The 9,301-nt window shown below is 54.1% G+C and carries 9 protein-coding genes; 2 read left to right on the top strand and 7 right to left on the bottom strand.

Features of this window, described 5'->3' with window-relative positions:
- The 6 genes from AC2FLX_RS17865 to AC2FLX_RS17840 all read right to left on the bottom strand — a co-directional run.
- On the bottom strand, positions 1–614 hold a 614-nt coding region (locus tag AC2FLX_RS17865), incomplete at its 3' end, for an acyl-CoA thioesterase (RefSeq protein ID WP_496875489.1).
- 60 nt (positions 615–674) lie between these two features.
- Positions 675–1,910 carry a serine hydrolase domain-containing protein gene (locus tag AC2FLX_RS17860; RefSeq protein ID WP_496810407.1) on the bottom strand — a complete coding sequence of 412 codons (1,236 nt, stop codon included), beginning with the start codon at positions 1,908–1,910 and terminating at the stop codon, positions 675–677.
- A gap of 71 nt (positions 1,911–1,981) precedes the next feature.
- On the bottom strand, positions 1,982–2,725 hold the full coding sequence (locus AC2FLX_RS17855; protein WP_496810408.1) for an enoyl-CoA hydratase/isomerase family protein: 744 nt from the start codon (positions 2,723–2,725) through the stop codon (positions 1,982–1,984).
- Between the two features lie 93 nt (positions 2,726–2,818).
- Positions 2,819–3,853: a phosphotransferase family protein gene (locus AC2FLX_RS17850; RefSeq protein ID WP_496810409.1), complete on the bottom strand. Its 1,035-nt coding sequence runs from the start codon at positions 3,851–3,853 to the stop codon at positions 2,819–2,821.
- A gap of 16 nt (positions 3,854–3,869) precedes the next feature.
- Positions 3,870–4,880, bottom strand: a complete 1,011-nt coding sequence (locus AC2FLX_RS17845; RefSeq protein WP_496810410.1) for an NAD(P)H-dependent flavin oxidoreductase — start codon at positions 4,878–4,880, stop codon at positions 3,870–3,872.
- Between the two features lie 9 nt (positions 4,881–4,889).
- Entirely contained in the window at positions 4,890–5,549 is a 660-nt protein-coding gene (locus tag AC2FLX_RS17840; protein WP_496810411.1) for an SDR family NAD(P)-dependent oxidoreductase, read from the bottom strand.
- 123 nt (positions 5,550–5,672) lie between these two features.
- Here AC2FLX_RS17840 and AC2FLX_RS17835 point away from each other — a divergent pair, with 123 nt between their 5' ends.
- Positions 5,673–6,668 carry an NADPH:quinone oxidoreductase family protein gene (locus AC2FLX_RS17835; RefSeq protein WP_496810412.1) on the top strand — a complete coding sequence of 332 codons (996 nt, stop codon included), beginning with the start codon at positions 5,673–5,675 and terminating at the stop codon, positions 6,666–6,668.
- An 84-nt stretch (positions 6,669–6,752) separates the two neighbouring features.
- Here the strand turns inward: AC2FLX_RS17835 and AC2FLX_RS17830 are convergent, their stop codons facing one another.
- Entirely contained in the window at positions 6,753–8,123 is a 1,371-nt protein-coding gene (locus AC2FLX_RS17830) for a class II 3-deoxy-7-phosphoheptulonate synthase (RefSeq protein ID WP_480751422.1), read from the bottom strand.
- A gap of 172 nt (positions 8,124–8,295) precedes the next feature.
- On the opposite strand from AC2FLX_RS17830, the gene AC2FLX_RS17825 reads away from it, so the two are divergent.
- Positions 8,296–9,300 carry a GlxA family transcriptional regulator gene (locus AC2FLX_RS17825; RefSeq protein ID WP_480751424.1) on the top strand — a complete coding sequence of 335 codons (1,005 nt, stop codon included), beginning with the start codon at positions 8,296–8,298 and terminating at the stop codon, positions 9,298–9,300.
- The last annotated feature ends 1 nt before the right edge of the window (position 9,301 follow it).

Here is a 9,301-nt window from a genome sequence, read left to right as displayed (position 1 = left end):
ATATCCGACGCGTAGGTCAACAGAAGATGTTGGGTTTTCGCGTCCTCACCTGCTGCTGCCCGCATTCGAAACCAAAGGTGGTTGCGGTCGTCGCTGGGTTCGGGATCAAAAAGGTCCAGCGGATCGACTTCTCGAACCTCGATTGGGCGCTCCCTTAGGAATTCCGAGCGGTATTTTTCGGTTACCTTGCCGAGATACTTCTGCCGCAACTCATCCCGCGAAGGATGGTCGTTTGGTTTTCCGGCATTGGGCATAGGGTGTTGGTGAGTCCAGCCGCTGTCTTTGACATGGAATGACGTCGACATATTGAGAATTTGTTTTCCGTGCTGAATTGCGACCACGCGACGGGTCGTGAACGAACCACCATCTCGAGCGCGATCCACCTGATAAACGACAGGAATACTGGGATCTCCAGGCCGTATAAAGTATGCATGCAGAGAATGGCACAGCCGGTCATCCACCGTTCTGTAAGCTGCCGACAATGCCTGTGCGACTACCTGCCCGCCGTAGATCCGAGTCGGTGTTTCACCGCCCGATCCCGGTCCGCGAAAGAGATCGACTTCCAACCTTTCCAAATTCAAAAGATCGAGCAGGATCTTTTCCGCGTCCGTCATTTCCTTACACCTTGAATTTAAACAATGTATCACAGCATGCTACGTCTTGTTCTTTGCCTCTCAGCCGAGCAATGCCCCATGGACAAGCGCTTTGAGTTCGGCGCGGGACGGATAGGAACTGGAAGGTGAGAGCTGAGTGAAAAAGACCACGCTCAGGTCGTGAACCCGATCCAACCAGAAAAATGTCGATGCCATTCCACCCCAACTGTAATCACCCACCGACCCGATCGTGCCTGACCGCGCGGCATCAAGAACAACACCGCCTCCGATGCCAAATCCCAGCCCCTTCATGGGCTGTTCCGCAAAGCTGCTTGGCCCCATCGAGGCAATGTCGCCGGCCAGATGGTTGCGCATCATGAAATCTACCGTGCTGGAGCCAAGCAAACGATTGCCGTTACTTTCACCTTTTCGTCGCAGCATATCTACAAAGCGATGATAGTCATCAATCGTACCCACGAGGCCACCACCGCCGGAGAACATGGTGGCATGTTCGAATGGTGATCCTCCGTCCTCGTCAACTAACCTCAATGTTTCTCCACCGGATTTCGCGTCATTAAGCGCCATGGCATCACCAGACAGTGGAGTATAGAGCGAGGCAAATCGGTTTTTCGCTCCGGCAGGAACCGAAAACGCAGTCTCAGTCATGCCCAGAAGGTCAAAGATCTGCTGTTTGAAGAAGCAATCCAGACTTTTTCCCGAAACAACTTCGATCACGCGCCCCAGAACATCGATCGAAACCGAGTATTCCCACCTTGTGCCCGGCTGAAAGGCCAAGGGCAGTTCAGCGACTTGTTGAACCATATCAGCCAAAACGCCTTGTGTGGGCTTGAACATTATACCCTGCTTATCCATGGCCTTTGGTAAAACGCCTGGATTGAATGGGTAACTCAGGCCGCTGGTGTGTGTCAGCAAGTGATGCAGGGTTGGCGTGGTGGTTGGTTCGACTTGGTCAATCCGCTCGGCGCCGGAAACCAACGCATGCAAATTGCTGAATTCAGGCAAAAACTCCGAGATTGGCACGCCCAAGTGAAAAAGACCCTGTTCAGCCAGCATCATTATGGCGACCGAGGTGATAGGCTTGGTCATCGAATAAAGGCGAACAACTGTGTCACGTTTGAATGGCAGGCTCTGTTCAAGATCCCGCAAGCCGCAGGCGTTGAAAAATACCTCCTCTCCGTGCCGATGGATCAGAACCGAACTGCCGGGATATTTGCGTTCATTGACATAGCGTTGCATCCATTCGCCGATTCGATTTAACCGCCCGGGATCCACCCCTTGTTTTGTAGCGCCGTTCATCGCGGTTCTCCTCTCCGACCCCAATCGTTGAATGTTGTTAGCGATCCGGAATCCAATATTTGATGGGACAACTAACCGATCATTCGATTCATCGCCGCTCTGGTTTCTTCATTGAACCAGCCACCTTCTGGTGCATTCGCGCCGTTGGCCATTCGGCTGCGGATCAGATCAATTGTGCCTTGACGGATCTGTCGTTTCACCGAGGCATAGGTTTTCGGCGGAATAGCTGCCAGTTTTTTGGCTTCGCCTATGGCCCGGTTCAGGACATCGTCGTCGACGACATCGATCACACCGAAGCGCAAGGCCGTCTCGGAGTTCATCGGCTGACCCGTCAGCATCAATCGTCTGAGCGTATTGGGATCGAGTGTCGCGCGCGCGATTTCAAGCGGACCTGCGGGGAAATCCGCACCAACTCGCACCTCTGCAAGGCCAAGCGTCGCTCGTGCAGCAGCAACGCGAAAATCCGAGGCAAGTACAAAAAACATTCCACCAGCTATTGCTGCTCCGTTCACGGCACTTACTGTGGGTTTTCGACATTCGAATAATGAGAGAAACCCAACGTTCAGACCTTCGACAATTTCATTCTGCTCTTGAATGTCGAAATTTGTCGCCTCCTTCAGATCAAGTCCAGCCGAGAACACCCTGAATGCGCTGGACAAAACGATAGCTCGAACTTCGTCGTTCTGCTCCATTTCCTTTATCTGCTCTGAGAACGCCATTAGAAACTCTGCGCTTAGCGCGTTTACCGGCCCACGCCCAAGAACTAACTCTTCAATACCGCCATCGTGTTCTCTGAGTTTCAGAAAATCGCTCATCTCGTCTTTCTCCTTGCGCATTTCCAGATAGCATCCGAACAAATCGACGAAACCTCAGATTTTTGCGCGCGGATCCTTCATTGCGACACCAGGTCAATCTGAACGGCCAAGCGCAGTCAGACCATGCTGGGCAAACATTGGAACATATTGGCCGAGTTGTCTCGCCCGTTCAGGATTGGAGGCATTTCCTTCCAACGCGCGCCGATAGACCCCTTGAAGTATCCCTGCCATTCGGAAGAAGTTAAAAGCAAGGTAAAACCCAAAATTTTCAATTCCTCTCAACCCCCGTCGCTGACAATATCGAGCCACAAACTCGTCATCCGACGGCAATCCTAGTGCTGCGCGATCAACCCCGGCCAAACCCCGCCCCTCTTGCCCCGGCGGCATTTGCCATTGCATGATGACAGCGGCAAGATCGGCGTAAGGGTGCCCTATGGTTGACAGTTCCCAATCCAGAACACCCAGACAGTTTGTTCCTTCTTTTTCAAAGATCATGTTGTCGATCCGGTAATCGCCATGCACAAGTGTCCGTTGCCCATCGTTGGTGGGTAAATTTTGTTGTAGCGCTTCAATCAACCTATCCATTTCGGGAATCGTTTCGGTTTCCGAAGCCCTGTATTGACTGCTCCAGCGACCGATCTGTCTTTCAAAATAATCGCCAGAAGGGCCAAAATTGCCAAGACCCACGGCATCAACATTGACCATATGCAATTCAGCAAGCACCCGGTTCATTTCGTCAATGACCGCGCTGCGCGTCTCTTTCGTTTCACCTGCCATTGTCGGTTCAAAAAAGTTCCGACCTTCAAGATATTCCATCACATAAAACATTGAACCGATGACGCTTTCGTCCTCGCACAACAAATACATCTGCGCGACCGGCACCTTCGACCCCGCCAATGATTTTTGCACGCGATACTCACGGTCGACGGCATGGGCGGATTTCAACAAAATCCCGGGGGGTTTGCGACGCAGTACATAGTTTTGCTCAGGCGTCTTCAGCAAATACGTCGGGTTTGACTGTCCAACTTCAAATTTTTCGCACAGCAGAGGACCCTGATATCCTGACAGATGAACGCTCAGATAGGCGTCCACTGCGTTGAGGTCGAGTGCAAGTGGCTGTTCACTCATCACGCCCTATTATCCTTCACTCCACAAACTCGGTTGCTAGTTTTGCTCCGGCACTCCGATATTCAAAACTAATCCGGTCGACGAGTTCGGCGGTCGAAACAACCTCCGAGACGTTGCCGATCCCCTGCCCCGACCCCCAGATTTCCTTCCAGGCTTTAGGCTTGGAGGAACCCTGACTGAAATTCATCGCCGATGCGTCAGCCGAGGGCAGATTGTCGGGGTCCAGTCCGGCGCGCTGGATCGACGCTTTCAGATAGTTCCCGTGAACCCCGGTAAACAGTGACGAATAAACGATGTCTTCGGCACTGCTATCGACGATCATTTCTTTGTAATCCATCCCTGCATTGGCTTCGTGCGTTGCGATGAAGGGTGAGCCAACATATCCGAAATCGGCGCCCATCGCACGGGCTGCCAACAACGACTCTCCACAGGCGATCGCGCCAGACAAGGCCACAGGCCCGTCAAACCATGCGCGAATTTCTCGGATTAGCGCCATAGGAGACTGTTGCCCGGCGTGCCCACCAGCCCCGGCGGCAACGGCTATCAATCCATCGGCACCTTTGTCGATGGCCTTTCTGGCAAAGGTGTTATTGATGACATCGTGCAGAACCACGCCACCACAACCATGGGCGGCCTCGTTGACATCTACACGCGCACCCAGCGAGGTGATCCAGACCGGGACTTTCCAGCGGGCGCAAATCTCCAGATCCCGCTCCAGCCTTTTGTTGGAACGATGTACGATTTGATTGACCGCGAAAGGCGCGGCCGGTCTGTCGGGGTTGGCTTGGTTGTGGCGATCCAGTTCTTCGATGATTTGCTTCAACCAAACGTCCAGCAAAGGAGCTTCTCCCTCAGCCTCACGTGCGTTAAGTGCCGGGAATGATCCGATTATGCCAGCCTTGCACTGGGCAACCACAAGTTCGGGAACGGAAATTATGAACAACGGCGCGCCGATCATGGGTATCCGGAGCCCCCTCAATTGTACTGGCAGATGACCCTCCTTGCGTTTCCAAATCAAATCCTTCATTTTTCGACCTTAAACTTCAACTGCATTTTGCAACCCACTTGTTATCAATGATTTTTCGAAGATTCCTGGAGCGGACTTTACGTTGATACGGCCTGGAACGGGTATGACAGCGCCGGTTACGTAAGCTCTATTGCCCATCGGCACCTCTCCCAACACCAAGCCAACATCGATGATCCGGGCGGGATCATCTACAAATGCCGATTTCTTGAGCATAGGCAAAAGCCTTTGGGTCAACTCGAACATCCCGGCCGCATTGACGGAGATGTGCTTTTCCCAAACGTCATACAGAAACTGCCCCAAATGAGCGCCCCATGTTGTGCCTGCATTATTCACTAGAATATCAATGGATTGAACTCTTTCCTTCACTTCTTCACAAAGCATTGCAATGCCATCTCTGGCTCCCACGTCGCTTGCAAAACCGTCTGCCTGCCCGGACGCAACCAATGCGTCGAGTGCCTGTTCCGTGGCCTTGCAGGCCTCACCCTTTCTGGATGCATTCAATACGCTGGCCCCTGCCCGCACAAGCGCTTCTGTAGCCATACGGCCAATTCCCATCGCGCCACCAGTGATGAATGCCGTCTTTCCGTGAAGTGAAAACAGGCTTACGGGCGTCACAGTTTCCTCGATTTCACAGAATTCAGCAAACTTTGGCGCGCAAGTGTTAGGCATCACTTGGTTCTACTGAGATTGCGCCTAAGAATTGCATTTCGACACTTGGTTGACAATCATTCGGGCGCCTCCAAGACTTAACGTCATTTTTCAGGTTCGATACGGTGGAGGGCACGAAAGACCATGAAGGCAATGCTGAGTACCGTTCCGGGCGGGCCGGAAACACTGGAACTCAAGGAATTTCCGGATCCGGACCCCGGCAAGAGCCAGTTGCTGGTGCGCGTTCGTGCTGCCGGTGTGAATTTTCCGGACACTCTCATGATCCGAGACCTCTATCAGCTCAAGCCGCCTCGCCCCTTTGCACCAGGTGGCGAAATCGCGGGCGAAGTGATTGCAGTCGGCGACGCCGTTGAAGGGTTCTCTGTCGGCAACCGCATTCTGGCCCTTACAGGCTTTGGGGGGTTTGCCACGCACCTGGTCATAAAAGCGGAGGCTGCGATCAAGATTCCGGATGAAATGCCTTACGAAGATGCCGCCTGTTTCGTTTTCACTTATGGAACCTCTCATCACGCACTCAAGGACCGTGCTGCGCTTGGTGTGGATGAGACGCTGCTCATCCTGGGAGCAGCGGGCGGTGTCGGAGCGGCAGCCATCGAACTTGGCAAGGCGGTGGGTGCACGTGTCATCGCTGCCGTCTCATCTGAGGAGAAGGCGGCGTTCTGCCGCCAGATTGGCGCAGACGAAACGCTGATCTATCCGCTGGAATTGGACAAGGAGGCGCAAAAGGCACTTTCGACGGAAATCAAGCGTCTGGCAGACGGTGAGGGCGTTGACGTTGTTTACGACGCAGTAGGCGGCGGCTATGCCGAGTCGGCCTTGCGCGCAATGGCATGGAAAGGGCGCTATCTGGTAATTGGTTTTCCTGCGGGTATTCCCAGCATTCCATTGAATCTGCCGCTGCTCAAAGGAGTTTCAATCATTGGCGTATTCTGGGGCGCATCAGTGTTTCGCGAACCACAAAGGCATGCACAAAACATGTGTGATCTGTTGCACCTCTATTCTGAAGGGAAGATCAAACCTAAAATCAGCGCTCGAATACCTTTGGATCAGGCCGGGAAGGCATTGGAACTGATGCAGAATCGTAAAGTGTTGGGGAAGGTCGTCATCACAATGGACTGAGCGGCCCATGGGCAAAACCGGCCGATTTGAGCTCAAAAGAAAACGGCAGGCAGGAAGCCCGCCGTTTCCATTGACTATAGTATTTTAACTGGCAGCGCGCTTGTTCCGGTCGCGGCGTAGATTTGTCAGTTCCTCCGCCACAAGGAAGGCCAATTCCAGTGACTGGCTGGCATTCAGGCGCGGGTCGCAGGCTGTGTGATAGCGATCCGAGAGGTCCTCTTCGGTGACAGCCCGAACACCGCCAATGCATTCGGTGACATCGAGACCGGTCATCTCAAAATGTACGCCACCGGGAATGGTGCCTTCGGATTGATGAACACCAAAGAAATCCCGTACTTCGCGCAGAACCGCTTCGAACGGGCGAGTCTTGTAGCCGGTCGCCGACTTGATCGTGTTGCCGTGCATCGGGTCGCAGACCCATGTCACCTTGGCGCCTTCTTCTTTCACAGCTTTGATCAATCGCGGAAGATGTTCACCCGCCTTACCGGCGCCGAAGCGTGCGATCAGTGTTAGTCGACCCTCTTCGTTGTCGGAGTTCAGCTTTGACATCAGCACTTTGAGATCCTCGGCAGTCGTGGTCGGGCCGCATTTCAACCCGATTGGGTTCAATACGCCGCGGCAGAATTCCACATGCGCGCCGTCGGGTTGGCGAGTGCGGTCGCCGATCCAAATCATGTGGCCGGAACCCGCCAACCAGTTACCAGATGTCGAGTCGAGACGTGTCAGTGCCTCTTCATATTCCAATAACAGGCTTTCGTGGCTGGTATAGAACTCCACGGTCGAGAATTCATGGGTGGTGTCGGCGGTTATTCCGGCGGCCTCCATGAAGTCGATCGTGTCCTGAATGCGATCCGCAATCTCGGAGTACTTCTGAACATCCTGATCGTCGGTGAATCCCAAAGTCCAGGAATGCACGCGGCTCATGTCAGCAAACCCGCCCGTCGAAAATGCACGCAGTAGGTTCAGCGTGGCCGCTGCCTGAGTAAAGGCCTGCAGCATCTTTTCCGGGTTCGGAATGCGTGCTTCGGGTGTGAAGGCCAATTCGTTGATGATATCACCACGATAGCTGGGCAGTTCAACACCATCGACAACTTCGGTCGGCGCACTGCGTGGTTTGGCGAACTGTCCGGCCATCCGCCCCACCTTGATAACCGGGACCTTGGCGCCATAAGTCAGCACCATCGCCATTTGCAGCATGACCTTGAAGGTGTCACGGATAGCATCGGCACTGAATTGCTCAAAGCTTTCGGCGCAATCGCCGCCCTGAAGCAAAAAGGCTTCGCCACGTCCCGCAGCACCGAGATGTTGTTTCAGACGCCGCGCCTCGCCGGCGAAAACCAGCGGCGGATATTTGGAAAGCTGCGCCTCAACCTTGGCCAGTGCGGCCGGGTCGGTATAGTCGGGCATCTGAACCCGCGGCTTGCTGCGCCAGTTCGATTTTTGCCACTCGGTCATAGCTTGGTTCTCCGCTGAGGTATTTCAGGGGGTCTCTATACAAAAAGCCGAAACAAGTGACCATATCTCTTTTGCGCCTCTTGACGACGCAAACAAGCTCTGAGCATGTTGGCTGCCATATTCGCAAGAACTCGTCATACGTGCGAAACATCGGAATCAAGGACAGTCCGCAATGCAAGAGCAACGCCAAGTTGTCGAAGTGGAAAACACGCCGGCCAAACCGCGCCGCTATATCTTTGTGTTGCTGGACAAGTTTTCGATGCTGTCGTTTGCGTCGGCGCTGGACAGCCTGCGCATTGCAAATCGGATGGCGGACAAGGCACTATATGTCTGGCAATTGGTAGGTGAAGGCGGTGAGGTTGCATTGTGTTCGGCGGGCACATCCTTCAATCTGGACGATGATCTGGGCGATCTGAATCGCGAAGACGTGGTTTTGGTCTGCGGCGGCGTGGAAATCCAGAAAGCGGCAACCAAAAAGATGCTGAACTGGCTTCGGCGCGAAGCGCGCAAGGGGATACGCATCGGGGGCCTGTGTACCGGTGCCCACGTTCTTGCAAAAGCGGGTCTTTTGGACGGCAAACGCGCCACGATCCACTGGGAAAACGCGGACAGTTTTACCGAAGAGTTCGAGAATGTCGAGCTGACGAAATCCGTGTTTCTGGTCGACGGCAACCGGATGACGACCGCTGGCGGTACGTCGTCTATCGACCTGATGTTGAAACTGATTGCCGATGATTTCGGAGAGGAACTGGCCAACGCCGTGGCGGATCAGATGATCTATTCCTCGATCCGCACCGATCAGGACACGCAACGCCTGTCCACCCCAACCCGGATCGGTGTGCGCCACCCGAAACTGAGCCAGGTTATCCAGATGATGGAAAAGAACATCGAGGAGCCGATTTCACCCTCGGTTTTGGCGCGGGATGTCGGCATGTCGACACGCCAGCTGGAACGCTTGTTTCGCCGTTACCTGAACCGTTCGCCCAAACGGTATTACATGGAGTTGCGCCTGCAAAAGGCGCGCAACCTGCTGATGCAGACCGATATGAGCGTGATTAACGTGGCGCTGGCCTGCGGATTTGCCAGCCCGTCGCATTTCTCCAAATGCTACCGGGCGCACTACAACACGACGCCGTATCGCGAGCGGGGAACCCACGCGTCGCGATTGTCGATCTGAG

This window comes from Ruegeria sp. YKSF57 (assembly GCF_059612585.1).
The sequence above is the reverse complement of the archived record's forward strand: the minus strand, read 5'-3'. Positions and strand labels throughout refer to the sequence as shown.

Coding starts and splice junctions, on each gene's coding strand:
- AC2FLX_RS17860 (WP_496810407.1), bottom strand. CDS start 1,910: ATGAACGGCGCTACAAAACAAGGGGTGGATCCCGGGCGGTTAAATCGA.
- AC2FLX_RS17855 (WP_496810408.1), bottom strand. CDS start 2,725: ATGAGCGATTTTCTGAAACTCAGAGAACACGATGGCGGTATTGAAGAG.
- AC2FLX_RS17850 (WP_496810409.1), bottom strand. CDS start 3,853: ATGAGTGAACAGCCACTTGCACTCGACCTCAACGCAGTGGACGCCTAT.
- AC2FLX_RS17845 (WP_496810410.1), bottom strand. CDS start 4,880: ATGAAGGATTTGATTTGGAAACGCAAGGAGGGTCATCTGCCAGTACAA.
- AC2FLX_RS17840 (WP_496810411.1), bottom strand. CDS start 5,549: ATGCCTAACACTTGCGCGCCAAAGTTTGCTGAATTCTGTGAAATCGAG.
- AC2FLX_RS17835 (WP_496810412.1), top strand. CDS start 5,673: ATGAAGGCAATGCTGAGTACCGTTCCGGGCGGGCCGGAAACACTGGAA.
- AC2FLX_RS17830 (WP_480751422.1), bottom strand. CDS start 8,123: ATGACCGAGTGGCAAAAATCGAACTGGCGCAGCAAGCCGCGGGTTCAG.
- AC2FLX_RS17825 (WP_480751424.1), top strand. CDS start 8,296: ATGCAAGAGCAACGCCAAGTTGTCGAAGTGGAAAACACGCCGGCCAAA.